This window comes from Kribbella sp. CCNWLW201 (assembly GCF_037203805.1).
Classification (GTDB): domain Bacteria; phylum Actinomycetota; class Actinomycetes; order Propionibacteriales; family Kribbellaceae; genus Kribbella.
In genome coordinates this window covers 327,256-351,358 of record NZ_JBBCBQ010000007.1, presented here as the reverse complement: position 1 = coordinate 351,358, position 24,103 = coordinate 327,256, and the positions used below count along the sequence as shown (strand labels likewise).

The 24,103-nt window shown below is 67.6% G+C and carries 24 protein-coding genes; 11 read left to right on the top strand and 13 right to left on the bottom strand.

What is annotated here, in order from left to right; all coding sequences use genetic code 11:
- Positions 1 to 7: 7 nt before the first annotated feature.
- From V9K99_RS27845 to V9K99_RS27825, 5 genes are all read right to left on the bottom strand, one after another.
- Positions 8 to 772: an ABC transporter permease subunit gene (locus V9K99_RS27845; RefSeq protein ID WP_337006735.1), complete on the bottom strand. Its 765-nt coding sequence runs from the start codon at positions 770 to 772 to the stop codon at positions 8 to 10.
- Positions 769 to 1,683, bottom strand: coding sequence for an ABC transporter ATP-binding protein (locus V9K99_RS27840; RefSeq protein ID WP_337006734.1), 915 nt, complete (start codon positions 1,681 to 1,683; stop codon positions 769 to 771). Before V9K99_RS27840 ends, V9K99_RS27845 begins: the two co-directional genes overlap by 4 nt.
- A 107-nt stretch (positions 1,684 to 1,790) precedes the next feature.
- Positions 1,791 to 2,930 (bottom strand): sensor histidine kinase, encoded by a 1,140-nt coding sequence (locus tag V9K99_RS27835; RefSeq protein ID WP_337006733.1) that lies wholly within the window; start codon positions 2,928 to 2,930, stop codon positions 1,791 to 1,793.
- Positions 2,931 to 3,008: 78 nt separating this feature from the next.
- Positions 3,009 to 3,647, bottom strand: coding sequence for a pyridoxamine 5'-phosphate oxidase family protein (locus tag V9K99_RS27830; RefSeq protein ID WP_337006732.1), 639 nt, complete (start codon positions 3,645 to 3,647; stop codon positions 3,009 to 3,011).
- Positions 3,647 to 4,924, bottom strand: coding sequence for an MFS transporter (locus V9K99_RS27825; RefSeq protein ID WP_337006731.1), 1,278 nt, complete (start codon positions 4,922 to 4,924; stop codon positions 3,647 to 3,649). The genes V9K99_RS27830 and V9K99_RS27825 overlap by 1 nt, the downstream gene beginning before the upstream one ends.
- Positions 4,925 to 5,078: 154 nt before the next feature.
- On the opposite strand from V9K99_RS27825, the gene V9K99_RS27820 reads away from it, so the two are divergent.
- Positions 5,079 to 5,531, top strand: coding sequence for a hypothetical protein (locus tag V9K99_RS27820; protein ID WP_337006730.1), 453 nt, complete (start codon positions 5,079 to 5,081; stop codon positions 5,529 to 5,531).
- A gap of 11 nt (positions 5,532 to 5,542) precedes the next feature.
- Here V9K99_RS27820 and V9K99_RS27815 read toward each other — a convergent pair whose 3' ends face one another.
- A complete protein-coding gene (locus V9K99_RS27815; protein WP_337006729.1) occupies positions 5,543 to 6,163 on the bottom strand; it encodes a class I SAM-dependent methyltransferase in 621 nt (206 codons plus the stop codon).
- A 289-nt stretch (positions 6,164 to 6,452) separates the two neighbouring features.
- On the opposite strand from V9K99_RS27815, the gene V9K99_RS27810 reads away from it, so the two are divergent.
- Complete coding sequence (locus V9K99_RS27810; RefSeq protein WP_337006727.1) at positions 6,453 to 6,695, top strand: hypothetical protein; 243 nt, start codon at positions 6,453 to 6,455, stop codon at positions 6,693 to 6,695.
- A gap of 158 nt (positions 6,696 to 6,853) precedes the next feature.
- Here the strand turns inward: V9K99_RS27810 and V9K99_RS27805 are convergent, their stop codons facing one another.
- The 6 genes from V9K99_RS27805 to V9K99_RS27780 all read right to left on the bottom strand — a co-directional run bounded on the left by V9K99_RS27805 (position 6,854) and on the right by V9K99_RS27780 (position 9,979).
- Positions 6,854 to 7,498 (bottom strand): alpha-ketoglutarate-dependent dioxygenase AlkB, encoded by a 645-nt coding sequence (locus tag V9K99_RS27805; RefSeq protein ID WP_337006725.1) that lies wholly within the window; start codon positions 7,496 to 7,498, stop codon positions 6,854 to 6,856.
- A 61-nt stretch (positions 7,499 to 7,559) separates the two neighbouring features.
- Entirely contained in the window at positions 7,560 to 7,970 is a 411-nt protein-coding gene (locus V9K99_RS27800; RefSeq protein WP_337006724.1) for a phosphotransferase, read from the bottom strand.
- A gap of 28 nt (positions 7,971 to 7,998) precedes the next feature.
- Positions 7,999 to 8,352 (bottom strand): hypothetical protein, encoded by a 354-nt coding sequence (locus tag V9K99_RS27795; RefSeq protein ID WP_337006723.1) that lies wholly within the window; start codon positions 8,350 to 8,352, stop codon positions 7,999 to 8,001.
- A gap of 63 nt (positions 8,353 to 8,415) precedes the next feature.
- Entirely contained in the window at positions 8,416 to 8,571 is a 156-nt protein-coding gene (locus tag V9K99_RS27790; RefSeq protein ID WP_337006722.1) for a hypothetical protein, read from the bottom strand.
- Between the two features lie 74 nt (positions 8,572 to 8,645).
- The gene (locus tag V9K99_RS27785) at positions 8,646 to 9,098 is read right to left on the bottom strand and encodes a hypothetical protein (protein WP_337006721.1); all 453 of its coding nucleotides are present in this window, start codon (positions 9,096 to 9,098) and stop codon (positions 8,646 to 8,648) included.
- A gap of 8 nt (positions 9,099 to 9,106) precedes the next feature.
- Positions 9,107 to 9,979, bottom strand: a complete 873-nt coding sequence (locus V9K99_RS27780; RefSeq protein ID WP_337006720.1) for an AraC family transcriptional regulator — start codon at positions 9,977 to 9,979, stop codon at positions 9,107 to 9,109.
- A gap of 145 nt (positions 9,980 to 10,124) precedes the next feature.
- On the opposite strand from V9K99_RS27780, the gene V9K99_RS27775 reads away from it, so the two are divergent.
- Positions 10,125 to 11,462, top strand: coding sequence for an amidohydrolase (locus tag V9K99_RS27775; protein ID WP_337006718.1), 1,338 nt, complete (start codon positions 10,125 to 10,127; stop codon positions 11,460 to 11,462).
- A 58-nt stretch (positions 11,463 to 11,520) separates the two neighbouring features.
- On the opposite strand, the gene V9K99_RS27770 is transcribed toward V9K99_RS27775, so the two are convergent.
- Positions 11,521 to 14,370 (bottom strand): S8 family serine peptidase, encoded by a 2,850-nt coding sequence (locus V9K99_RS27770; RefSeq protein ID WP_337006717.1) that lies wholly within the window; start codon positions 14,368 to 14,370, stop codon positions 11,521 to 11,523.
- A gap of 164 nt (positions 14,371 to 14,534) precedes the next feature.
- On the opposite strand from V9K99_RS27770, the gene V9K99_RS27765 reads away from it, so the two are divergent.
- The 8 genes from V9K99_RS27765 to xylA all read left to right on the top strand — a co-directional run bounded on the left by V9K99_RS27765 (position 14,535) and on the right by xylA (position 24,070).
- A complete protein-coding gene (locus tag V9K99_RS27765) occupies positions 14,535 to 15,341 on the top strand; it encodes a dienelactone hydrolase family protein (protein ID WP_337006716.1) in 807 nt (268 codons plus the stop codon).
- 247 nt (positions 15,342 to 15,588) lie between these two features.
- Positions 15,589 to 16,311, top strand: coding sequence for a hypothetical protein (locus tag V9K99_RS27760; RefSeq protein WP_337006714.1), 723 nt, complete (start codon positions 15,589 to 15,591; stop codon positions 16,309 to 16,311).
- A 537-nt stretch (positions 16,312 to 16,848) separates the two neighbouring features.
- Positions 16,849 to 18,120, top strand: a complete 1,272-nt coding sequence (locus V9K99_RS27755) for an ROK family transcriptional regulator (protein ID WP_337006713.1) — start codon at positions 16,849 to 16,851, stop codon at positions 18,118 to 18,120.
- Positions 18,117 to 19,619, top strand: a complete 1,503-nt coding sequence (locus tag V9K99_RS27750; RefSeq protein WP_337006712.1) for a sugar ABC transporter ATP-binding protein — start codon at positions 18,117 to 18,119, stop codon at positions 19,617 to 19,619. The genes V9K99_RS27755 and V9K99_RS27750 overlap by 4 nt, the downstream gene beginning before the upstream one ends.
- 115 nt (positions 19,620 to 19,734) lie before the next feature.
- The gene (locus V9K99_RS27745) at positions 19,735 to 20,676 is read left to right on the top strand and encodes an ABC transporter permease (protein WP_337006710.1); all 942 of its coding nucleotides are present in this window, start codon (positions 19,735 to 19,737) and stop codon (positions 20,674 to 20,676) included.
- 23 nt (positions 20,677 to 20,699) lie between these two features.
- The gene (locus V9K99_RS27740) at positions 20,700 to 21,740 is read left to right on the top strand and encodes a substrate-binding domain-containing protein (RefSeq protein WP_337006708.1); all 1,041 of its coding nucleotides are present in this window, start codon (positions 20,700 to 20,702) and stop codon (positions 21,738 to 21,740) included.
- Positions 21,741 to 21,749: 9 nt separating this feature from the next.
- Positions 21,750 to 22,913, top strand: coding sequence for a Gfo/Idh/MocA family protein (locus V9K99_RS27735; RefSeq protein WP_337006707.1), 1,164 nt, complete (start codon positions 21,750 to 21,752; stop codon positions 22,911 to 22,913).
- Positions 22,910 to 24,070 carry a xylose isomerase gene (gene xylA, locus V9K99_RS27730; protein ID WP_337006705.1) on the top strand — a complete coding sequence of 387 codons (1,161 nt, stop codon included), beginning with the start codon at positions 22,910 to 22,912 and terminating at the stop codon, positions 24,068 to 24,070. The genes V9K99_RS27735 and xylA overlap by 4 nt, the downstream gene beginning before the upstream one ends.
- Positions 24,071 to 24,103 lie beyond the last annotated feature (33 nt).

Sequence of the window (24,103 nt, the reverse complement as noted above, 5' to 3'; positions counted from 1 at the left end):
GAGACGGTCATACGTCGCGGCGCCGGAACACGACGAACGCGACGGCCAGTACGGCGGCGACACCGAGACACATCCCGCCCAGGTTCAGCCAGGGGTGCGGGAAGTCGGGATCCGGCACCGTCTTGAAGACAGCGGTCGGTCCCAGGGTCGGCCAGAAGTTGAAGAGACCCTTCATCCACGAGGGAAACAGGCCTGCGATGGCAGGGACCAGGAAGACGATCCCGACCAGGGTGGCGAGCGCTCCCGCCGTGGCCCGCATGATCGTGCCGAGACCGAGCGCGAGAAGGGCGATCGCCGACAGGTAGAGACCGCCTCCGCTCACCGCGGACAGTACGCCGGGATCGCCGAGCGCCGCGTTCGGTACGTCGTGTCCGGCGAGGAGTGTCTGTCCGAGGAAGAACGCGGCGAACATCAGCGCCTGGCCTGCGAGTACGGCGACAGCGGTGGCCACCACCGCCTTGGCCGCCAGCAGTCGATGCCGGCGGGGTGTGGCGGCCAGTGTTGTCTGCATGAGGCCGGTCGCGAACTCGGAGGTGACGATCAGGATGCCCAGTACGCCGATGATGAGCTGGGCGACGATGAACGTCGTCAGGCTCATGCTGGTCGGATCCCAGACCGACCTTTCTTCGGCGGTAGCGCCGGCGTACTGCTTCCCGGCCGAACTCATGGACAGGAAGGTGATCCCGAGGCCGACCACGAAGAGGCAGGCCAGGGTGTACCAGGTCGAGCGGAGGCTGCGGAGCTTGATCCATTCCGCGTGCAGAATCGTCATGCGGCCGCCCCCTGGTACTCGATGCTGTCCCTGGTCAGTTCCATGAAGGCGTCCTCCAGTGACGCCCGCTGCGGGGTGAGTTCGCTGAGCGCGACGCCGTGGTAGGCGGCGAGCTTGCCGATCTCCGCGCTGCTCATCGCGGAGACGACGAGTGAGTTCTCCAGCCCGTCCCGTACGGCGGCGCCGGCCGCGGTCAGCCTTCGTGCGAAGTCATCCGGATCCGATGTGCGGACCAGCACGGTGCCTTCGCCGTTGGCGTGCATCAGGTCGGCCATGCCCATGTCGGCGATCAGCCGGCCCTTGCCGATGACGACCAGGTGGTCGGCGGTCTGTGCCATCTCGCTCATCAGGTGGCTGGAGACCAGCACCGCCCGGCCCTCACTGGCCAGCGAGCGCATGAAGTCCCTGATCCAGCGGATGCCCTCGGGGTCGAGACCGTTCACCGGTTCGTCGAAGATCAGCACCTGCGGATCGCCGAGCAGCGTCGCCGCGATGCCGAGCCGCTGCCGCATGCCGAGCGAGAACCCGCCGGCCCGCTTGCCGGCCACGCCCTCGAGCCCGGTCCGGGCGAGCACTTCGCCGACCCGGCGCCGGGGGAGTCCGTTGCTGACGGCAAGCGCCAGCAAATGGTTGTACGCCGTACGTCCGCCGTGGACCGCACTCGCGTCGAGCAGCGCGCCCACCTCGGTCAGTGGCACCGGGAGGTCTCGATAGCGCCGGCCGCCGATGCTGACGGAACCTCGGGTCGGAGCGGCCAGACCGATGATCATCTTCATGGTCGTGGACTTGCCTGCGCCGTTCGGGCCGAGGAAGCCGGTCACTTGCCCGGGTGCCACGGTGAAGGACAAGTCGTCCACCACGGTGTCGGACCCGTACCGCTTGGTCAGCCCTTGTACGTCGATCGTTGTCATGGCCCAGAGCCTGACCAGCGGATCTGGACGGTCGTTGTGAGCTTCTGGGAGTTCTCTGTGAATCTGCTGGTGGCGGGGCCGGGCGGTGGTGGTTTTTCGCAGGAAATCTACAGCGGTAGGTGGGCGGTGATGCGCATGCCGCCGGCGGGGGTGCGGGTGGCGGTGAGGGTGCCGCCGAGGGCGGTGGCTCGTTCTCGCATGCCGATGATGCCGTTGCCCTCTTTCGGTGGGCCGGTGAGGGACTGGCCGTCGTCGTCGACCTGCAGTACGAGCGCTTGGTCGCCGTACTGGATGCGGACGGTCGCGGAGCTCGCCTTGGCGTGCCGGACGATGTTGGTGAGCGACTCCTGGATGATGCGGAACGCCGCGCGGTCCAGCCCGGTCGGCAACGGGTGCGGGTCGCCGTGGACGATGGTGTGAACTTCCAGACCGGCACGTGACGTCCGGCTGACCAGGTGGTCGAGCCGCTCCAGCCCGGCGACCGGCTGCCGTGGCGCCGACTCGTCCGACTGCCGCAGGATCCCGACGATCGACCGCAGCTCGACCAGCGCCTCTTTGCTCGCGTCTTTGATCGCGGCCAAGGCCGGACCGGCCTGCTCGGGTTGCCGATCGACCAGGTGCAGCGCGGTCGACGCCTGCACGTTGATCAGCGAGATGTGGTGCGCCACCACGTCGTGCAGCTCCTGCGCGATCCGCAGCCGCTCCTCGCCGGCCTTCCGCAGCTCGGCCTCCCGCCGCGTCCGGGCCGCCGCCATGGCCCGGTCCCGCTGGGCGCGGAAGAGCTCCGCGGTGAACCCCAGTACGACGAAACACGTGCCGACCAGGAGGATCTGGTACACGCCCTGCTCGTTGATCCCGAGGACCATCCGGCCGCCGACATGACCGACGTACAGGGCGACGATGCCGACCCAGCCGGCCAGCCGGTGACCGTAGCGGATCACCGTGAAGGCGGCGATCACGAACGAGAAGATGACCGGGCCCCACGGGTACTGCATCAGCATGTAGGTGAGCGTGGACACGACCGTTGCCCACAGCACCGGGATCGGGTGGGTCCGGAGCCAGTAGAGCGACAGCGACCCGATCAGGAGCAGGACGACCATGAACCAGTCGGCGTCCCGGCGCTCCGGCTGGCCGTCAGCGGCGCCGAACGTGCCGACCACCATGAAGACGCTGAGGATCACGGGCAGCGCGATGCGCCGCACCCGGGATCCCAGGGTCGGTGCGGCGATCGGCTCAGTCGTGGTCACAGTACGAAACCGTAGAGGCCGCAGAGCCGGGTGTCATCGTCGCCACGGAGTATCCGGCTCTGCTCCATCCGCGGTAGTTCAGTACTTGACCTGGTAGATCTTCTCCTCGTACGTCTTGCCGTAGTACGCCTCGAGCTCGGCCAGGTCGTCGTCCTTGCGCTCCAGCGCCTTGGAGATCTTCGCGCGGCTCGGCATCGCGTCCGGCTCCCAGGTCTCCGGCTTCCACAGCTGCGAGCGCAGGAACGACTTCGAGCAGTGGTGGAAGATCTCCTCGATCTCCACCAGCAGGGCCAGTTGCGGACGGTTGCCCCGGACGATCATCTCGTCGAAGAACGGGGCCTCCCTGACGATCCGCGCCCGCCCGTTGATCCGCAGCGTGTCACCGCGTCCGGGGATGAAGTAGATCAGCCCGACGTGCGGGTTGGAGAGGATGTTGGTGAACCCGTCGACCCGCCGGTTGCCCGCACGCTCCGGGATCGCGATCGTGCTGTCGTCGAAGACCTTGGTGAATCCGGCTGGATCGCCCTTGGGGGACACGTCGCAGGAACCGTCGGCCGCCGAGGTGGCGATCAGGCAGAACGGCGACGCGGCCAGCCACTGCCGATCCAGCTCGTGCAGTTCCTTGCGGGTCTTCCCTGCGGCGGCAGCCAGTGGTGCCGGCACGATCTCGCGCAGTTCGTCGTACGTCGTGATCTCTACCAGTCCTGGGATCTCCATCAGGCGGCGTTCTCCTCTACCAACGACGGCAGGGCGTCCTCGTTGACGGCCCTCGTCCGCGCAGCCCATCGTACGGCGGGACCAGTTGCGCAACTGGTACCCAGGAACAGTGCACCCACAGCGATCCAGCCGATCGGACCCCATCCGAGAACCACTGTGGTGAGCAGCGCCGGACCGAGCATGCGGGCGATGGCCGGGCCGGTTCCGAAGAAGCCCTGGTACTGACCCTGCTTGTCGGCCGGCGCCAGTCCGAAGCTGATCTCCCACGCCCCGGACGCCAGCTTCATCTCGCCAAGGGTCAGGAGTGCCGCACCGCCGATGAGTACGACGGCAGCCGTCGTGGCGCTCATGTCGACGGCCGAGATGGCGAACACCGAACACGCGGCCAGCATGGCGATTCCGGCGTACCGGATCGAGCGAGTGGCTGTCGTGAGGTCCTTGACGCTGCGCGCTGCGCGCACCTGGAAGAGGGTGACTCCGATCGTGTTGACGATCAGGAGCGAGGCGACGACCCAGTCCGGCGCGTCGGTGCGGGTGACGATCCACAGCGGTACGACCAGGCTGAGGAGAGGCATGAAGAGGAGCATGATCGCGTTGAGCAGTGCGAGTACGGCGTACGGACGATCGCGCAGTACGGCGAGACGCGGCTCACCTTGGACGCGGGTGGTGATCGCGACTCGTGGCACTCGGTGGATGAGCCGGGCTGCGATCAGGAAGCTGAGAACGTCGAGAGCGAAGACAATCAGGTACGCCGTTGCCGTGTCGTAGTGGAGCGCGATACCGCCGAGTGCCGCGCCGACTGCGAGTCCGGCGTTGACTGTGGACTGCAGGAACGCGCGGATCCGGGTGCGCTCGGCCGGCTGCACCAACCCTGCCAGCAGTGCCTGACGCGCGGCGGTGAGACCTGTCTGACTGCATGCATAGGTGACTGCCGCTAGGAGAAACAACGGAAAGCTCCGCACGACCATGAACGACCCGACCGAAGCCGCCGTCGTCAACGCCAGCACCACCGCAACCCCACGCGCGCCCTTGCGATCCGCCAGGTTGCCTAGCGGTACGCCGGTCAAGAATCCGACCAACCAGGCGATCGTCAGTCCGAGGCCGACCTGTGCTGTCGAGAGGCCGACCACGCGGGTGAAGAACAGGGCACTCGTGACGATGAAGGCGCCGTCGCCGACCGAGTTGGCGAGCTGGGCCATGGCCAGGTCCCGCGGCGCGCCGGCCGGCGGGAGAACGCTGTCGCGTCCGCTGCGGATGCGGTCGGTCGTGATGCTCATCGGAGTCTCCCTCGGCTCGGTATGTCTTGAGCCTAGGAGCCTGCCGGCCCATCAGGCAGGTCCACTTCAGTGCTTGTCCGATGGGCCATTTGTGAGTGGAAATTGGTCTGTGGATAACTCAGAAGCGGGGCCGAAACGACGGCACCTTGTAGGTATGAGCTTCCAAGACCTCCCACAGACCTGGACCGATCACCCACTCTCCGATCCCGCGCTGGCAGCCGACGTCGTCGACCTTCTGGTGAGCCTCGGCGACCGCCAGCGCGGCACGTTCACCGTCGTGCTGTGCGACGAGGACACCCACTACCGAGCCGCCATCGCCGTCGACCTGCCGACGGAGTTCGAGCACCGCACCAGATCCCTGGCCGCCGGCGACATGTGCACGTCCGCCCTGACCCCGATCATGCCCGCCGTCCGCACCGCCCCGGGCACCTCGCTACTCCTGGCCCTAGGCCGACCCGGGCCACCCACCTGGCCGTCCCTGGACACTGAATGGGCGTCAGCCGCCACCCACACCTGCCGAGCCGCTGGAGTCCCTCTCCTCGGCTTCTACATAGCCTCCGCCCACCACATCTACCAACCCCTCCAACCAGCCCAGGCCGCCGCATGACCCGCCACGGCTCACACTCGGGTGGCCCACAGGAGGGTGTGGCCGCCGGGCCCTTCGGGGATGAAGTCTTCGCGCTCCACCACGAGACCGGCTTGCTCAACCCAGGTTCGGGTCGTGGACGCGTCGGCGTGGCTCCACCACATCGGGACGTCGCCGCCGAGCCAGTTCTCCTCGGAGCCGGTCCAGGCGGTCGCGCCGATGGTTGCGACAAACAGGCCACCCGTGCGCAGCCACTCCGCTATCCGGCGCAGGAGCGGCTCCTGTTCGTCGACTGGAATGTGGATGAGCGCATAGAACGACAGCACGGCATCAAAGGAGCCCGGAGGCAGGTCCAACGTGGTGGCATCGGCCTGGATGAAGGTGGCCGCCGGGACGTGCGCTCTTGCCCGGTCGATCTGTACTTCACTGAGGTCGACACCCGTGACGTGATGGCCGGCCTCGGCAAGAGTAAGTGCGACCGGCACGCCCGACCCGCAGCCCACGTCGAGGACCCGGCTAGGCCCGTGGAGGCGGGCGAGTACCTCTTCCAACCACCCGCCGTACTTCGTCTCTCCGCCGTACGCCTCGTCGTACCGAGCAGACAAAGCGTCGTACCCGCGCCGCACCACATCCTTGGCGGCCTCGTTGTCCATGACGTGGAGGCTAGACGGAAGACAGGTGATCGTCTTGGTGATTTTCACGCCTTGTCGAGACGCGCGAATCGCCTCCGACGTACCGGGCGACAGCAGAAGCCGACGGAGAGGATCAGTATGTCCACCGTGCAGTTCGTAGACACCGAACCGCAGACCGCCGCAGGCAAGGTGCTCTGGCACTTCGCCATGTCGCTGGATGGGTTCGTGGCGGGCCCGAATCACTCGATGGACTGGATGGACGGGTCGAACCGCCCCGGCCTGATCGAGGAGTACGTCGACGACCGGCGCCGTGCTCGGCGGCCGGGACGGCTGGGACGCCTACCCCAACCCCGGCGCCATCTACGGCGGTGCGTGGCAGGGCCCGCTCTTCGTCCTCACGCATCACCCCGAAGACGCGCAGGCCGTCGACGGCGTGACCTTCCTGAACTGTGACGTGGCCGAGGCGGTCCGGATCGGCCTGGAGGCCGCGGCCGGCAAGAACCTCGAGGTCTTCTCGCCCTCGATCGCCGGCAACTGCTCGACCGCGGACTGATCGACGAGATCGACCTGCACGTCCTGCCGGTGCTGCTCGGCGACGGGATCCGCTTGTTCGACAACCCCGCAGGCAGTCCCATCCGCCTGGAGCTGGTCAACGGCGCCCCCTCAGCCCAGGTGAACCTGCGCTACCGCCCAACCGCCTAGCCGCCGGGGTCAGCGGACGCCGCGGGGGCGGAATTGGATGCTGATGCGGGGGCCGATGCGGCCGGAGGCCTTGGGGATGGCGTGTTCCCAGGTGCGTTGGCAGGAGCCGCCCATCACGATGAGGTCGCCGTGGCCGAGGGGATACCTGACGGTCGAGCTGACGGGGCCGCTCGAGCCGCCGGGGCGTGGTCGCAGCGCGAGCACGCGTGGTTCGCCGACGGACAGGATGGCGACCATCGTGTCCTCGTGGTTCCCGCGCCCGATCCGGTCGCCGTGCCAGGCGACGCTGTCCCGGCCATCGCGGTAGAAGCACAACCCCGCCGTACGGAACGGTTCGCCCAGCTCCTCCGCGTAGTACGCGCTGAGCAGGTCGCGGGCTTCGTCCAGGATTGGCAACGGCAGCGCCTCGTTCTCCCCGTAGAAGCAGAGCAACCGCGGTACGTCGACCACCCGGTCGTACATCTGCCGCCGCTCGGCCTGCCACGGGACGTCCCGCGCCAACCGCTCGTACACCTGATCCGCCCCGGTCAGCCACCGCGGCAGTACGTCGATCCACGCGCCCCGGCCGAGATCCGTCCGCCGGACCCCGTCCACCGAACCCAGCGCAGGATCCTCGAAAGCATCCAGCAACGAGCCCTGAAGATCAGCAGCCATACCCCCACCATACCCGAGAATCGAACAGGTGTTCCCCTGAATCTGTCAGGCAATGGGGGTTCTACAGAGCTCTTGCCCAGCCGGCTGGGTCATCACCGGGCGGGATGGCGGCGATTCCTTGCCAGAGCACGAGTGCTTGGAGCCATTGGCGTTCGAGCAGGGTGAGTGATCGCACTGATTGGTACCCCTCGAGAAGGGTGTGGCGAACACTTGCGGGTGTCGGTTGCCAGTTGGTGAAACGGGTGCCGAGCCTGACGAACGAGTTCGCGAGGTCGCTGACGCAGTAGTCCCGAACGACCGAGTCGAAGTCGATGACGGCAAGGATCTCTGAGTCGGCCGTGAGGACGTTGGAGGCCCGGTAGTCCTTGTGGATCGCCAAGGCGCCGTGCAGGGAAGCCAGACAAGCACCAGCCCGGCGGACTGCCGTCTCGTCAGTCGTGTCCAGCAGATCGCCGTCTATCAGCGGTTGCACCGTTATCGACAGCGGCAACGAACCGGAATCAACGATCACTCGATACGTGCTGTCCGCTGAGGACAGGGGGTGGGGCCACCGGCACCCCTTGCTGGTGCAGCGCCTGGAGCAGATCTGCGATCGCGGTGAATCTGACGAACTGTTCCTGGGCTCGAGACCACTTCGCCACCAACGGCCCCTGGTTGGTGCCGACCCAGGCGATGGCGTTGTCGCCGCTGATGACGATCCGGTCGCAGGCTTCCACGTCGATGGCCCAAGCCTGGGCGAGACCTTTGGTAAGCCAGTCGACCGCGTCATCGAAGCTGTCGGGCCCGAACCTCTCCTGCAGAGCCCGCCGCGGCTCGGTCGATTCCCACAGCATCGACAATCCCATTGGAAACATCTCGCGAAGCTTACGACGATAACGGGCCGCGCCAGCTGAGCACGCCGACCCTTCGAACACGCGCTAGAGCTGTGCGAGTGCTCGGTGGGCAAGGGCATGGCGGCGCTGGGCGTGGCGGGTGGTGGGACGGGGCTTGCGGATGAGGGACTCGAGCTTCGGGGCGGCGTACTCGAGTTCTTGCCGGGCTTCGGCCAGGTCGACGGCGGTGAGCGCGAGCACGGTGTACCAGAAGGGATAGGTCCGCCATTCGCCATCGCCCTTTCGGAGCTGGCGAAGATCGCCGATACCCGCGGTCAGGCGTTCCTCCTGGCGATCGAGGTTGCCCGCCTGCAGGTTGCGCCACAGGCCGACCGTGCATCGGCCGCAGCAGAACCTACCGGGTTGGTATTGCGCGGATCCCGAGCCGCCCTCTCCAGGCACTGCAGCAGGCCCGCACTCGCGCGATCGAGGGCTTCCTGCACGACGGTGTCCGCAACACCGAGCCGACGAAGCGCGCGGCTCGACTCCTCGCCGAGGATGTGCCGAGCCGAGGCCGAAGTGATGCGCTCGCCGGTGAAGACGACGATGCCCTGCTCCAACTCGCCCGCGAACCCGGCGAACGTGTCCCCGTAGGCACCGGGCAACCCCTGACGTGCCGCGATCCAGCGGCCGATCCGCAACCGCTCTGCCGCCGGCAGCGACCCGCCGTCCCAGTCGACAGCCGCGACCGCATCGACGGTATTCGACAGGCTGCTTTCATCGATCATGGGTCGCCTCAGGTGATGGGCAGGTAGAGGTCAGTGCGCAACTGGTCCGGTGGCACGCTGTGGTCGGTCACGTAGACCTCGAAGTTCACCCCGTCCCGCAGCGTGTACCCGCCGGCCGGGACGTGGTCGCCGTACAACTGTGCCCACGCGGTCTCCAGTCCCGAGTAGTGCCCGATGAACTCGGCGCGCAAGTACTTCCCGGCCGGTAGCCGGGTCTCCTCGAGGTCGCCGATCTCGGCGTCCTCGGGCACGCTGATCGCCGCGACGGACCGCAGCTCGGGCGCCGGTTTCTCGTCGGGGTCGTCGTAGTAGATCGCGACCCGCAGCGCGTTCGGCTCCTGGCCGAGCCCGAGTTCGGCCGCCTTCTGCTCGAGTGCTCCGAACGCCGCGCCGATCTCGAAGTACGGGCCTTGATGCGGTACGGCGGCCAGCCGGGTCGGCGGCACCTCGACCATCTCGACTTTCATCGGATCTCCTCCGTTCGCGGGCAGGTGAAACCTGGTCATACCTTCGGGGTGGAAGTGGACACCGTTCGCGCTGCGGATCCCCGGACACTCCCGCAGGCCCGAGCGGAAGACCGACGGCGCGATCCCGAACCCGGCCTGAAAGGCCTTGGTGAAGGCCTCATGGGTCGCGTAGCCGGCCTGGAAGGCGATCTCCGAGATCTGCCGGCTGGTGTTCCGGACCTGCCACGCGCCTCGTTCCAGCCGAAGTCGCCGCGTCAGCTCGGCCGGCGATTCACCGGCGATCGCGCGGAAGATCCGGTGGAAGTGATACGGCGACACGTAGTACCGGGCCGCGAGCTCACGGAACGTCGGCGGCTCGTCCAGGCTGCGCTGAAGGTCCACAATGACCTGCCGAACCATCGCCTCGTAGTCCATACGCGCCCGCCTCGCCCGGCCTGTCTCACGTCCAGACCGACGCTACGGCACAGATGCGGAGTCGCGCTTGTCCTCGATTGCTGCAAACGGATGGCCCGGCGGATGCAGGAGACTGCGGTACGACGACCCACCGGCTGGAGGACGTATGCCACATCTGCTGATCCGCAACGTCTCGGTACTGATCGTCCCGGAGTCCGGCGAGTGCCGCGTGGACGAGGCGCAGGACATCCACATCCACGACGATCGGATCACCGCGATCACACCCACCGGCACCACACAGCCGGACGGCGGGGGAGAGGTGATCGACGGGACCGGGTTGGTGGCCGTGCCAGGGTTGGTGAACTCGCATACGCACAGTCCGATGGTGATGATGCGTGGCGCGGCCGAGGACTTGTCGATCGACGACTGGTTCAACCAGCGGATCTGGCCGATGGAGGTGAACCTGACGCCCGAACGCGTCCGGGTCGGCGCCCGGCTCGCGTGCGCGGAGATGCTGCTCGCCGGCGTGACCACGTTCGTCGACCACTACTTCCACGCCGACCAGATCGCCGAAGCAGTCGTGGAATCAGGCATCCGCGCCGACCTGGCACCCACCTACTTCTCGTCGACCGGTCCCGAAGCCATCGAGGCCGCGATCACCACTGCCCGCGACCTCCGCAACCGCAGCCCACGCATCACGTCCAGCCTCGGCCCGCACGCGACCTACACGGTCAGCGACGAGGACTTACGTCGTACGGCGGACATCGCACGAGCAGAGGGATTCCGCATCCACCTGCACGCAGCCGAGACCGACGACCAGACGCAGTCGTCCGTCGACCGGCTCGGTGTGACACCGATGCAGGTCCTGGAACGAACCGGCGTACTCGACGCGGGCGCGCTCATCGCCCACGGCTGCGGCATCCGTGAATCCGACTTGCCGATCCTGGAGCGGACAGCGGACCGCACAACGGTCGCCAGTTGCCCGAAGGTCTATCTCAAACTCGCCATGGGCACAGTCACGCCGATCAAAGGCCTGCAGTCCATCGGTGTGCAGGTCGGCGTCGGCACCGACGGAGCGGCCGTCCACAACACGCTCGACGTCTGGGAATCGCTGCGCATGGTCGCGCTGACCCAGAAGCAACGCGAGCAGGACGCCGAGTGGATGAACGTCTCCGACACCCTCCGACTGGCCACCAGAGGCGGCGCCGCGGCAGCCGGCCTGGCCGACGAGATCGGTGCGCTGGAGCCAGGTCGCCAGGCCGACATCGCCCTCGTCGACCTCTCCGGCCCGCACTGCCAACCCGTCCACGACCCCCGAGCGGCCCTCGTCTACTCGGTCCGCTCCTCCGACGTCGTCACGGTCCTGGTCGCCGGCGAGATCGTCGTACGCGATCGCCAGCTCACCACCATGAACCTCGACGAAGTCCTCGCCGATGCGAAGGACCTCGCCCACACCCTCGTCGACCTCTCCAAGGGTGGCGCCGTCCAGCACTACGCGCCGTAGAACGCAGTACGCCCCGGCTAGTTCAGTCGGCCGGGGCGTACTCAAAAGGCGATAGAAATCAGCTGATCGTGAGGATCTTGTTCACGGTGAACGCCTGCGTGTGGTCGGCGTCGCCCGGGAACCAGACCCGGTAGGCGATCTTGCCGCGGACGGCCGGCTTGATGCCGAACGCGTACGCGCCTGAAGAGCTCAGCTTCACCCAGGCGATCGACTTCCAGGTCTTGTTGCCGTACTGCTGCAGGTAGACGTACTTGCCCGAGTGCGCCGGAGCGACGTACCCGCTGAACTTCGTCACCTGGCCGAGCCGGATCGTCGTCGGCGCCAGGGTCGCCGAGATCGTCGGCGTTACCTGCGTCATCACGTCAGCCGTCCGGGTCCCCATCAGGTCGGCGTTGCCGAAGTACGAGATGGTGAACACCGACGACACCGCCGGCTTGTACGTGTAGCTCACGGTCCCGTACGACGAGGTCTTCAACGTCGCCAGCAGCTTCCACGTCGACACGTTCTTCGGCCGGACGTAGAGGTTGACCGGCAGACCGGAGTACGCCTTGTTGTCGATCCGCAGCAGGCTGCCCTTGATCGTGACCGAGCCGCCGTACTTGATCAGCGTCGTGGTCAGCGCGATCCCGGACTTCATCCCGAACAGTTGCGTGACCGCCACCGGGCTGACCTTCCCGCTCCGGTCCTTCACCCAGGCCGCGAAGGTGTACGTCAAACCTTGCGCCAACCCGGTGTTCTTGACCGAGGATCCGGTCCCCGCGTAAACCAGCGTGCCAGTGGTCAGCGTCGGTGCCTTGCTGCCGACGTTCCGGCGCACGATCACCTGATCGAGATCCGACATCGGCGCGATCTGCCACGCCAGCGTCGCGGCCGCGAACGCCCCGGTCGCATCGAACACCGGCTTCGCCGGCACCAGGTCAACGGTCGAGAACACACTGCTGAACGGCGCAAGCGCGGTACCGCTGGCCTCCTGCACACCACTCACGACGACCTTGTACGGCGCGTTGTCGAGCAGCGGCACGGTCGGAGTGAGCACGGCCTGCTTGGTCGCCGCGTCGTACGCAACCGTGGCGCCAACGGTGGAACCAGTCTTGCCGTTGAGCAGCCGCACCGTGCTCGCAGTCACGGAGTCTGCGACAACCTCACGAGCAAAGGTCACCGATGGCTTGGTGGTGACCGCCGCACCCGCGGCCCGGTCGGCCGGAAGGACGTCCCGCACCGGGTAGGCGACGCCCGCCGGCGTCCCGCCAGTGCCCTCTTCGCTGACGGACAGCTGGTAGGAGCGGGTGTCGCGCGACCCGTTGTCGTTGCGGACGGCAATGTAGGTGTTGCCCGCGGCAACGCTGACGTTCGCGGTTGCGGTCAGCGGCACCGGAACGCTCGGGTTCGTCGGGAACGGGTTCACCGCGTATGCCAAGGGCTTCAGGTCGGCGTCGTACACGTCGACCCGCGGGCCGATGTTGACCGGGAGGTCGAGGTCGTACGCGGGTCCGGTCACCGAGATCTTGAGGTTGCGGGCCGCGGCCGAGTTGACGACGTACCAGTCGACGTCACCCTCGGTGCTGATGGTGGAGCTGATCGAGCCCGCGACCGGAGTCGCCCGGGACGGCTGGTCGTTGCCGTCGGCACCGCCACCGGGGAAGTCGGTCGTCCACTTGCCGCCGAGGGCGCCGTACGCGTCCAGGATGCCCGCGCCGTAGTACTGGTCGATGCCGCGCGGGCCGGCGTCCCGGGCGGTGGCCTTCAGCCGCGTCATCACCTGTGCGGGCGTGAACGACGGATACTTGTTCCGCACCAGCGCCGCGACTCCGGCGACGATCGGGGACGAGAACGACGTACCCCCGAGGCCGATGTAGTACGGGTCGAAGCCCGCCGGGGTCTGCGCACGCGGTGCGGTGCTGGTGATGTCGAAGCCGGGGGCCGCGATGTCGACCGTGTCGCCGTAGGTGCTGAACTCGGTCAGCGCGCCGTACCAGTTGGTGGCGCCGACCGAGAGGACCTCCGGGTAGGCGGCCGGGTAGTGCGGTGCCGAGTAGCCGGTGTTGCCGGCCGCGGCGACCACCACGACACCCTTGGCGACCGCGCTGGTGATCGCCGAGTGCAGGACCGGGCTGTCCTCGTCGCTGCCGAGCGACAGGTTGATCACCCGGGCGCCGTTCTTGACCGCCCAGTTGATGCCGTTGATGACGTTCGCGTCGGTGCCGCTGCCTTCGTCGTCGAGGACCTTGACCGGCCGGACCTTGGCGTTCCAGGCCACGCCGGCGATGCCGATCGTGTTGCTCGTACCGGCCGCGATGATGCCGGTCACCGCCGTACCGTGGCCGTCGCCGTCGTTGGGCGGCAAGGCCGTGTTGAACGTGTTGTAACCGGGCAGCAGGTGGCCGGCCAGATCCGGGTGACCGGCGTCGACACCGGTGTCCAGTACGGCGACGACCTGGTTGCCGGCCGACTTGCTCAGATCCCAGGCCTGGTTGACCCGGACGGTCGGCAGGTACTTCTGATAGTTGGTGTAGAGGTAGTCGTTCGGCGTGGCCGACTTCTGGCGGATGTAGTTGAGCGAGGCAAGCTCGACTGCCGGGTCGGCCTTGACCTTCTTCAGCAGGTCGGGCGCCGCGAGCTCAGCGGTGATGGCGACGATGTCCGAGGTGACGGACACGTCGGACTTGCCCTTGACCTTGGCCAGCGCGGCCTTACGGGCCGAAGTGGTTGCCTTCGGCTTGAACTTCACCACCACGGACTTCGCGTCGTAGGCGGGTCCGTTCCCCCTCTCGGGGCGGGGCGCCTTGAACGGACGTGGTTCGGCGGACACCTCGGCGGACCCGGACGAGCCGGTCACCGCCACCAGAGTCGCCGCGACCATGGCCGCGGGCAGGCCTAGGCGCAGTAAATGAGCAGGACGGAAAGACACGGGACCCCCCCAAGGGTCAAAGTGATAGTCGCCCGGAGTATGTCAGAGGTCTGGTCCAGTTTGCGCCCCGAAGCACATGTCAAAAGCTGCAATCCCGCCTGGACGACCACACGTTGTCGCCGGTCGCGCACCCTAAGCTTGGGCTTCATTTCCGAGGAGGCGCGATGACGGCACCGAGTTCTGATCTGACCGGCTGGACGCGGGCGCCTTTCACCGGTGCGGGGCTGACCTACGACTGCTTCGAGAAGGGCGAAGGCCCAGGCGTCGTACTGATCCCGGAGATCCCGGGCCTCACCCCCGAGGTACTCGGCTTCGGCGACCACCTCGTCAGCGAGGGCTTCACAGTCGTCATCCCATCACCCTTCGGTACGCCGGGACGCCCCGAAACAACCGGCTACGCCCTGGGGGTGATCGCGCGGATGTGTGTGGCGAAGGAGTTCCGCGCGTTCGCGGCTGATGCCGAGCGGCCGATCACGAAGTACCTGCGAGCCGTTGCAGCCGACCTCGCCGCGCGGACGCCGGGACGCGGCGTCGGTGTGATCGGGATGTGCTTCACCGGCGGCTTCGCCCTCGCCACCGCGGTCGAAGACGTGGTGAAGGCGCCGGTGCTGAGCCAGCCGTCGACACCATTCGCCGTCAGCGGCCGCCTGCGGCGCGATCCGGGGTTGTCGCGGCGGGAGCTCGAGGTAGTCAAGGAACGGACGCAGACGGACGGTCTGTGCGTGCTGGGACTGCGGTTCAGCCATGACCGGATGGCGCCGGCCGAGCGGTTCACCACCCTGCGCGCACAACTCGGCGAAGCGTTCGAGGTGATCGAGCTCGACAGTCGTCCCGGCAACCCGGACGGCTACCGCAAGATGGCTCACTCTGTGCTCACCCGCGACCTGCGCGAGGACCCGCCGAACTCGGCTCTGAAGGCCCGCGCCCGGACCGTCGAATTCCTCCGCCAGCACCTGATTGCGACCCAGTAGTGACTGTGCGTAGGGAAATGTTAAAGCAACGTTGAGGAATGCTCAGCGTGTGACTATGCCGACGCTGAGTGGGGAATCTGTCCGGAGTCCGGGGTGGATCGTTGCGTTGTGCAAGTGAGGGGGAGCAGTGGGTGACGCTCGGTGATTTCCTCTGGTCGTGGGCCCTGCGGGCATGGCACGATCGGCCACCGGAGGCACATCAGGGGGCGGGCATGGCGATGGCCAGGCACTTGACGAGTGAGGCTGTATGAACGGGCGGACAGCGCAGGACAGCCGGATCCCGGTGAACGGGACCGCGGCGAAGAACGGGACCAATGGTCACGCTCCGTCACCAGAGTCTCACCCAGGTCAGGTCTCACCAGCCGACCAGGAGGACAACAGAGCCGAGCAGGCCGGCCAGGGAGCCGCGGGAAAGCCGGCTGAAACGCCTGCCTGGGTCGAGGAGTACGCCGCTCGCAGGTCCGGCCGGGTCGCCACCGTTCCGGCGCGCGCCGAGTTCGAGACACCCGTCCGGGTCGACGAGATCGCGGTTGCCGCAAAGGCTCTGTCGGAGAACCTGCAGGCCGCCACCCGCGGTATGCCCGAATCGCCTGAGCTGCGGGCTTTGCGCCGTGACCTCGACCAGGCCGCCAGCACGTTGGGCTCCGTCGCCGGCGCACTCGAGGCAACCGCCGGCAACCTGATCCGCCTCGCTGCCACCGAAGGCCGCTCGTGCGGCGTCGGCTGGGGCGTCTGCCCGGAGCACGGCCTCACCCTGATGAACGTCGGCGAGACCGTCACCTGCCACGTGCTCGGCTGCCACCGCGAGAACGAGGGCGCCGTCGAGCGCTGCGAGCACCCCGTCGTCTACCGCGTGGTCGACGCCGCCGGTCCGGCCCTGCTCACCTGCGCCGGCCACGCGATCGCGTGCCGCCTCTACCTCGACGACACCGTCATCACCCTCGCCTCCGACAGCCTCGAACTCTTCTAGCGTCTTGCGCCTGGAAAACGCCGGCTGACTTCGTGCACCCTCTCGCGTCACGCCCGCCCCCCATCCTCTGATGGGTTCGCCCACCAGAGGGTGGGTTCGCGATCCATATTCCGGGGTGCCAACCCGCACGCTCGTTGGCCAACCCGCCAGACTGCAGCAGACGGCTTCACTGGCGGTCAAGTTCGGCTCACCGATCGCCGAGTGAAGGAAGTATGTCGAGGGCAAGCCCTTACCGTCAGCGCGGAGGTCACACTCGATCGCACGCATATCCACTCGCGCCTGGGAGCGCCCGGTGGCTTCACTGGCTGGCGAACTGACGCGAGGTGCAAACGCTCGATAGAGCACGCAAGAGTCGAACGAGCAGCGCGCAAGTTCCGGAACTAAGTCCGGCTCTGGTCAGAGAGAGCGTTTGCCCAGTACCGTCAGCGAAAACTTGACCGCGACATCTTGACGCACCTTCAGCGGCGTACTTAGTTTGTTGGTTCAACAGACAAAGTCTGTGATCGGGCTCACAACGACTGGTGAGGTGGGAGCCGCATGACGCTGTCCGACGGCCGTCGCCCGGGCAATCGGGTCGTTGCCGCCGACCACGTTTCGCTCCGCCGCAACAACCTCTCCGTCGTCCTGCGTCACGTCCGCGACCTCGGCCCGCGATCGCGGGCCCGGATCGCCGGCGACACCGGCCTGAACAAGGCGACCGTGAGCAGCCTGGTCGCCGAGCTCGTCGAGCGCGGCCTGCTCCGCGAAGGCCCGGCCGACTCCACCCGCGCCCTCGGCCGCCCCGGACAACTCGTCGAACTCGACGGCACCGGAGTCTGCGGCGTCGGTGCCGAGATCAACGTCGACTACCTCGCCGTCACCGCCCTCGACCTGACCGGCGCCGTGGTCAGCGAACGACGCGTCCCGCTGGACGTCGCCCACCTCGGCCCGGGTACGACGCTCGATCGCTTGGCCGAGCTGATTCGAGAAGCCGTGGCGGCTGTGGACGCGCGAGACGGTGAGGTGGCCGGCGTGACGCTCGCGGTACCGGGCCTCGTCCAAGGCGACACGGGTGAACTGAAGCTGGCTCCGAACTTGGGTTGGGGCGAGGTCCCGGTCGTCCGCGAGATGCGCGAGCGGCTCGGCACACCGTCGTACCCGCTGCATGTGGACAACGAGGCGAACCTCGCGGCGCTGGCGGCGTACTCGGAGTTGCGGAAGGCCGAGTCGGTCCAGGACATCGTGCTGCTGACCGGTGCGGTCGGTGTCGGCGGTGGGGTGGTGTCGCATGGGCACCTGCTCCGCGGCGGGCACGGGTACAGCGGCGAGGTCGGGCACATGCCGGTCGCGCCGGCCGGCCGCACCTGCGGCTGCGGCCGGACCGGCTGCTGGGAGACGGTCGTCGGCCTGACCGCACTGTTGCACAAGGCAACGGACGAGGACGATCCGGTCCGTGATCCGTCGCTGGACGTCGAGCAACGGCTGGCCGAGATCACCGCGCGGGCCGAAGCGGGGGAACCGCGGACGTTGTCCGCACTCGAGGACGTCGGAACCTGGCTGGGGATTGGGGGAGCGATCCTGGTGAACATCCTGAACCCGGATGTGCTCGTGCTCGGCGGCTACTTCGCCGTGCTCGGGCCATGGCTGCAGGAACCTTTGGAGGTGGCGATCCGCGATCGCGTGATCGCTCCGGACGGCGGCGGTTGCCGGGTGATCCGATCGGACCTCGGCTTCACCGCGGCAGTTCGCGGTGGTGCTCAGATCTCCCTCGACCAGGTCTTGGTCGACCCGACGATGATCGGCCGGGCCGAAGCGGGGGTCGCGCAATGACGGATCTACTGACCATGACCGGCATCGTCAAGGAGTTCCCGGGGGTCCGGGCGCTCGACGGTGTCGACCTCGACCTGCGCCCCGGCGAGGTGCACTGTCTGCTCGGCCAGAACGGCGCTGGCAAGTCCACGCTGATCCGCGTGCTGACCGGAGCGCACCAACCCGATGCGGGCACGATCCACATCAACGGCGAAGCGGTGCGGCTGAACACCCCGACCGACGCGATCCAGCGCGGGATCGCCGCGATCTACCAGGAGCTCGATCTGGTCCCCGAGCTGACCGTTGCCGAGAACATCTTTCTCGGTCACGAGCCGGCCAGCTTCGGCTTCAGCCGGAGGCACGAGGCGACCGCCCGGGCGCGCGAGATCCTGCAGGGCCTGGGCCACGGCGAGATCCCGACGCACCGCACGGTCGGATCGCTGCCGTCCGCCGGACAGCAAGTGGTCAGCATGGCGCGCGCGCTGTCGCGGGACGCCCGGCTGATCGTGATGGACGAGCCGTCCGCGGTGCTCGACCCCGAAGAGGTGTCCAATCTGTTCCGGGTCATCCGCGACCTCACCGCGCGTGGTGTCGCGGTCGTCTACATCTCACACCGGCTCGAGGAGATCCGCCAGATCGGCGACCGCGTCACCGTGCTGAAGGACGGCGCCACCGTGGCGACCGGTCTGGATGCCCGCGCGACGCCCACCAAGGAACTCATCCGGCTGATGACCGGCCGCTCGATCGAGTACGTCTTCCCGCCGCGTCGCGAGATCCTCAGTACGGCGCCCGTCGTACTCGAGGTGGATGACCTGACCCGGCCGGGTGAGTTCGCCGGGATCGGGTTCACCGTCCGGGCCGGCGAGATCCTCGGTCTGGCCGGACTGGTCGGCTCCGGGCGCTCCGAAGTACTGGAGACCGTGTACGGCGCTCGCCGGGCAGCCACCGGATCGGTACGGGTCGACGGCCGGACGCTGCGACCAGGCCGGGTGCAGGGCGCGGTGAAGGCCAGGGTCGGGCTGGCGCCGGAGGAGCGGAAGAGTCAGGCGCTGCTGCTGGACGAGGCCGTGTACAAGAACATCACGGTGTCGAGCATGCAGCGGTTCGCCAGCGGGGGATTCCTGAACGGCCGGGCCGAGCGGGAAGCGGCGGCCGAATTGACCAAGGCACTGGATGTCCGCCCGGTTGGCGTGGACCATCCGGTCCGCAACCTGTCCGGCGGCAACCAGCAGAAGGTAGTGCTGGCCCGCTGGCTGTTGCGGGACTGCCGCGTACTGCTGCTCGACGAACCCACGCGGGGAGTCGACGTAGGCGCGCGGTCCGAGATCTACACCCTGATCCACAAGCTGGCCGCCAACGGGGTCGCGATCGTGCTGGTCTCCAGCGAGGTCGAGGAAGTGCTCGGTCTCGCCGACCGGGTCGTCGTACTGCGGGAGGGACGGGCCGTGTACAGCGGACCCGCGCAAGACATCGACGAACACCAGGTCCTCGACCTGGTGATGGAAGGAAGTGCCGTGTGAGTGAGGCCAAACGATGATTGAGGATGGCGCACGCCCACCTGAACAAACGGCGTCGACGCAGGCAACAGTCACTCCGCCCGCGGCGCCACGCTCCAGCAATCTGCTGAGGACGGGGATGGGACGCAACGTCGGCCTGGTGGTGGCGTTGGTTCTGCTCTGTCTCGTCGGCATCATCACCGCCGGCGACACGTTCGCCACCGGCGCCAATGTGCTGACCATCCTGCGGCTCGCCGCTGTCATCGGTGTGGTCAGCATCGGCATGACGTTCGTCATCACCGGCGGCGGGATCGACCTGTCCGTCGGTGCGATGGTCGCGCTCGCCTCGGTCTGGGCGACCACGTTGGCGACCCAGCAAATGGCGGCCGACTTCCATTGGATCTTCATGGTCAGTACGGCGCTCCTCGTCGGCGCCGCGTGTGGTCTGGTCAACGGGCTGCTCGTTGCCTACGGCAAGGTCGTCCCGTTTATCGCGACCCTGGCGATGCTGGCCGCCGCCCGTGGTCTGGCCGAGATCATCTCCGATCGCCGGACGCAGATCATCTCGGTCAACTCGTTCGTCGACTTCTTCGGCGGCTCGCTGATCGGCGTACCGGTGCTGGTCTGGATCTTCCTGCTGGTCGCCGCGGCCGGCTGGGTGCTGCTGAACCGGACCACCTTCGGCCGCCGTACCTTCGCCGTCGGTGGCAACGCCGAAGCCGCCCGCCTGGCCGGTATCAAGGTGCAGCGGCACACCGTCGCGCTCTACGTGCTGGCCGGACTGTGCTGCGGGATCGCGGCCGTGATGCTGATGGCCCGTACGACGACCGGCAGCTCGACCCACGGTCAGTTGTACGAACTGGACGCGATCGCGGCCGTGGTGATCGGCGGCACCCTGTTGTCCGGTGGTCGGGGGACCATCGTCGGCACCGTGTTCGGCGTACTGATCTTCACCACGCTGAACAACGTCTTCACCCTGAACAACCTGAGCATCTCCGCCCAGTCGGTGGCGAAGGGCCTGATCATCGTGATCGCGGTCCTCCTGCAGCAGCGCCTGGCCGGACGGGCAAGCAGTCAGTGAACCACCACAAGGAGGGGACAAAGATGTCCGCACGTTCCGCCCGAACCCTGATCATCGCAGGCCTCAGCGCACTCGCCCTGGCCGCCTGTACCAGCAACACCCCGGAGGCCGAGAAGAACGCGCCCGCGACCCAGGCCGGGGTCGCGGTCGGCAAGAACGACGAACCCGGGAAGAAGGTCAAGATCGGGTTCTCCGCGCCGGCCGCCGACCACGGCTGGATGGGTGCGATCACCAAGGCCACCCAGGCGGAGGCGAAGAAGTACTCCGACATCGAGCTGATCGTGGCCGAGGGCACCAATGACGTGAACCTGCAGATCAGCCAGGTGGAGACCTTCATCAACCAGAAGGTGGACGCGATCGTGCTGCTGCCGTTCGACGGCGCGGCGCTGACCCCGGTGGCGACCAAGGCGATGGAGGCCGGGATCACGGTAGTGAACGTGGACCGCGAGTTCGACAGCACGTTCGCGGCCCGGACCACGATCCTCGGTGACAACAAGGGGATGGGCATCTCCGCCGGCACCTACATCTGCCAGGAGATGAAGGGCAAGAAGGACGCGGTGGTCGCGGAGATCGCCGGGATCGACTCGTTGCCACTGACCCAGGCCCGCAGCCAGGGCTTCAAGGAGGCGCTGGCCGACTGCGGCCTGAAGGTGAGCAACCGGGTCGCGGCCGAGTTCACCGTCGAGTCCGGTGAGAAGGCCGCCGCCAACCTGTTGCAGGCGGCACCGAAGATCGACGCGATCTGGAACCACGACGACGACCAGGGCGTCGGCGTGATGGCCGCGATCAAGAACTCCGGCCGCAAGGAGTTCTTCGTGGTCGGCGGGGCCGGCTCGGCGAACGTGATGCGGGACATCAAGTCCGGTACGAGTTTGCTGCGGGCAACCGTCATCTACCCGTCCACCCAGGGTGCGGACGGGGTCCGGCTGGCCCGGCTGCTGGTGCAGAAGAAAGCCCTCGGCGACCTGGTGGAGGTCGAGGTGCCGCGCACCATCCAGCTGTACGCACCGGTGGTGACCAAGGACAACGTGGACCAGTACTTGCCCACTGCCTTCGAGAGCTAAAGGAGAGTTATGACCAACCTGGGCATCGGCCTGATCGGCTACGCGTTCATGGGTGCGGCCCATTCGCAGGCCTGGCGGAGCGCGCCGCGCTTCTTCGACCTGCCGCTGAACCCGGAGATGAGCGTGCTCTGCGGCCGCAACCCTGACGCGGTCGCCGCCGCGGCGACCAAGCTCGGCTGGAAGGAGACCGAGACCGACTGGCGCAAGCTGCTCGGCCGCGACGACATCCAGCTGATCGACGTCTGCACGCCGGGGGACAGCCACGCCGAGATCGCGATCGCCGCCCTCGAGGCCGGTAAGCACGTGCTGTGCGAGAAGCCGCTGGCCAACACGGTCGAGGAGGCCGAGGCGATGACGGCGGCGGCCGCGGCCGCGGCGGCCAAGGGGATCAGGTCGATGGTCGGGTTCACCTATCGCCGGGTGCCGGCGATCGCGCTGGCCCGCCAGCTCGTTGCCGAGGGCAAGATCGGGACGATCCGGCACGTCCGGGCGCAGTACCTGCAGGACTGGATCGCCGACCCGGAGGCGCCGCTGTCGTGGCGGCTGGACAAGGAGAAGGCCGGCTCCGGTGCGCTCGGCGACATCGGCGCGCACATCATCGACCTGACCCAGTTCATCACCGGCGACACCATCGCCGAGGTGAGCGGTCAGTTGGAGACGTTCGTGAAGGAGCGCCCGGTCGCGGCCGAACACTCCGGCCTGGCCGGTACGGCGGGCAGCGAACGCGGACCCGTCACGGTCGACGACGCCGCGGTGTTCCTGGCCAAGTTCGGCTCCGGTGCGCTCGGCGTCTTCGAGGCGACCCGGTTCGCCACCGGCCGGAAGAACGCGATCCGGATCGAGATCAACGGCAGCCTCGGCAGCCTCGCGTTCGACTTCGAGGACATGAACCTGCTGCATTTCTACGACGCGACCGAGGACGCGACGACGGCTGGTTTCCGCCGGATCCTCGCCACCGAGTCCGCCCATCCGTATGTCGGAGCGTGGTGGCCGCCCGGCCACCTGCTCGGCTACGAGCACGGGTTCACCCATCAGGTCGTCGACCTGGTCACCGCGATCGCCGACGAAGCCGATCCGACACCGTCGTTCGCCGACGGGCTGCAGGTCCAGCGCGTGCTGGCCGCGGTCGAGGCCAGCTCGACGTCACGACAATGGCAGGAGATTCCTGAATGAGTAGCTACACCCCGACCAAGGACGACAAGTTCTCCTTCGGTCTCTGGACGATCGGCTGGCAGGGCGTCGACGTCTTCGGTACGGCGGTCCGGCCGGCGATGGACCCGGTCTACGCGGTGGAGAAGCTCGCGGAACTGGGCGCCGCGGCGGTCACGTTCCACGACGACGACGTGGTGCCGGACGAGGGCACCCGGCAGCAGGTGCTCGAGCGGTTCACCAAGGCGCTGGCCGAGACCGGCATGGGCGTCGAGATGATGACCACGAACCTGTTCAGCCACCCGGTCTTCAAGGACGGCGGCCTGACCGCCAACGATCGCCAGGTACGGCGGTACGCACTGGCGAAGGTGCTCCGCAACGTCGACCTCGCGGCTGAGCTCGGTGCGACGACGTACGTGCTCTGGGGCGGTCGCGAAGGGGCCGAGTCCGGTGGCTCGAAGGACGTGAACGCGGCCCTCGACCGGTACAAGGAGTCGATGGACCTGCTCTGCGCGTACGTGCGGGAACAGGGCTACAACATCCGGTTCGCGATCGAGCCGAAGCCGAACGAGCCGCGTGGTGACATCCTGCTGCCGTCGATCGGGCACGCGATTGCCTTCATCAACGATCTGGCGGATCCGGAACTGGTCGGCATCAACCCCGAGGTCGGCCACGAGCAGATGGCCGGGCTCAACTACGCGCACGGCATCGCGCAGGCGCTGTGGCACGGGAAGCTGTACCACATCGACCTGAACGGGCAGCACGGTCCGCGGTTCGACCAGGACCTTCGCTTCGGCGCCGGCAACCTGCGTGAGGCGTTCTGGACCGTGGATGTGCTGCAGGGTACTGACGGCCGGCCTGGATACGACGGGTACGTGCACTTCGATTACAAGCCGCCGCGGACCGAGGACGAGGAAGGCGTCTGGGAGACCGCGCGCGGCTGCATGCGGAACTACCTGATCCTGCGGGAGAAGGTGGCCGCGTTCCGGGCCGACCCGGAGGTGGCCGAGGCACTCGCCGCGGCCAAGGTCGCGGAGTTGTCCGTGCCCACCCTGGCCGAGGGTGAGTCGCTGGCCGATCTCCGCAACGAGAAGTTCGACCGGGAAGCGCTGGCCGAGCGCGGTCTCGGGTTCGAGAAGCTGGACCAGCTGGCGATGGAGCACCTGCTCGGCGTTCGCTGATCCACGAAGGAGTGACTCCCGCGCAGGGCAGAG

Coding starts and splice junctions, on each gene's coding strand:
- V9K99_RS27845 (WP_337006735.1), bottom strand. CDS start 772: ATGACGATTCTGCACGCGGAATGGATCAAGCTCCGCAGCCTCCGCTCG.
- V9K99_RS27840 (WP_337006734.1), bottom strand. CDS start 1,683: ATGACAACGATCGACGTACAAGGGCTGACCAAGCGGTACGGGTCCGAC.
- V9K99_RS27830 (WP_337006732.1), bottom strand. CDS start 3,647: ATGGAGATCCCAGGACTGGTAGAGATCACGACGTACGACGAACTGCGC.
- V9K99_RS27825 (WP_337006731.1), bottom strand. CDS start 4,924: ATGAGCATCACGACCGACCGCATCCGCAGCGGACGCGACAGCGTTCTC.
- V9K99_RS27820 (WP_337006730.1), top strand. CDS start 5,079: ATGAGCTTCCAAGACCTCCCACAGACCTGGACCGATCACCCACTCTCC.
- V9K99_RS27815 (WP_337006729.1), bottom strand. CDS start 6,163: ATGGACAACGAGGCCGCCAAGGATGTGGTGCGGCGCGGGTACGACGCT.
- V9K99_RS27805 (WP_337006725.1), bottom strand. CDS start 7,498: ATGGCTGCTGATCTTCAGGGCTCGTTGCTGGATGCTTTCGAGGATCCT.
- V9K99_RS27795 (WP_337006723.1), bottom strand. CDS start 8,352: ATGTTTCCAATGGGATTGTCGATGCTGTGGGAATCGACCGAGCCGCGG.
- V9K99_RS27785 (WP_337006721.1), bottom strand. CDS start 9,098: ATGATCGATGAAAGCAGCCTGTCGAATACCGTCGATGCGGTCGCGGCT.
- V9K99_RS27780 (WP_337006720.1), bottom strand. CDS start 9,979: ATGGACTACGAGGCGATGGTTCGGCAGGTCATTGTGGACCTTCAGCGC.
- V9K99_RS27775 (WP_337006718.1), top strand. CDS start 10,125: ATGCCACATCTGCTGATCCGCAACGTCTCGGTACTGATCGTCCCGGAG.
- V9K99_RS27765 (WP_337006716.1), top strand. CDS start 14,535: ATGACGGCACCGAGTTCTGATCTGACCGGCTGGACGCGGGCGCCTTTC.
- V9K99_RS27760 (WP_337006714.1), top strand. CDS start 15,589: ATGAACGGGCGGACAGCGCAGGACAGCCGGATCCCGGTGAACGGGACC.
- V9K99_RS27755 (WP_337006713.1), top strand. CDS start 16,849: ATGACGCTGTCCGACGGCCGTCGCCCGGGCAATCGGGTCGTTGCCGCC.
- V9K99_RS27750 (WP_337006712.1), top strand. CDS start 18,117: ATGACGGATCTACTGACCATGACCGGCATCGTCAAGGAGTTCCCGGGG.
- V9K99_RS27745 (WP_337006710.1), top strand. CDS start 19,735: ATGGGACGCAACGTCGGCCTGGTGGTGGCGTTGGTTCTGCTCTGTCTC.
- V9K99_RS27740 (WP_337006708.1), top strand. CDS start 20,700: ATGTCCGCACGTTCCGCCCGAACCCTGATCATCGCAGGCCTCAGCGCA.
- V9K99_RS27735 (WP_337006707.1), top strand. CDS start 21,750: ATGACCAACCTGGGCATCGGCCTGATCGGCTACGCGTTCATGGGTGCG.
- xylA (WP_337006705.1), top strand. CDS start 22,910: ATGAGTAGCTACACCCCGACCAAGGACGACAAGTTCTCCTTCGGTCTC.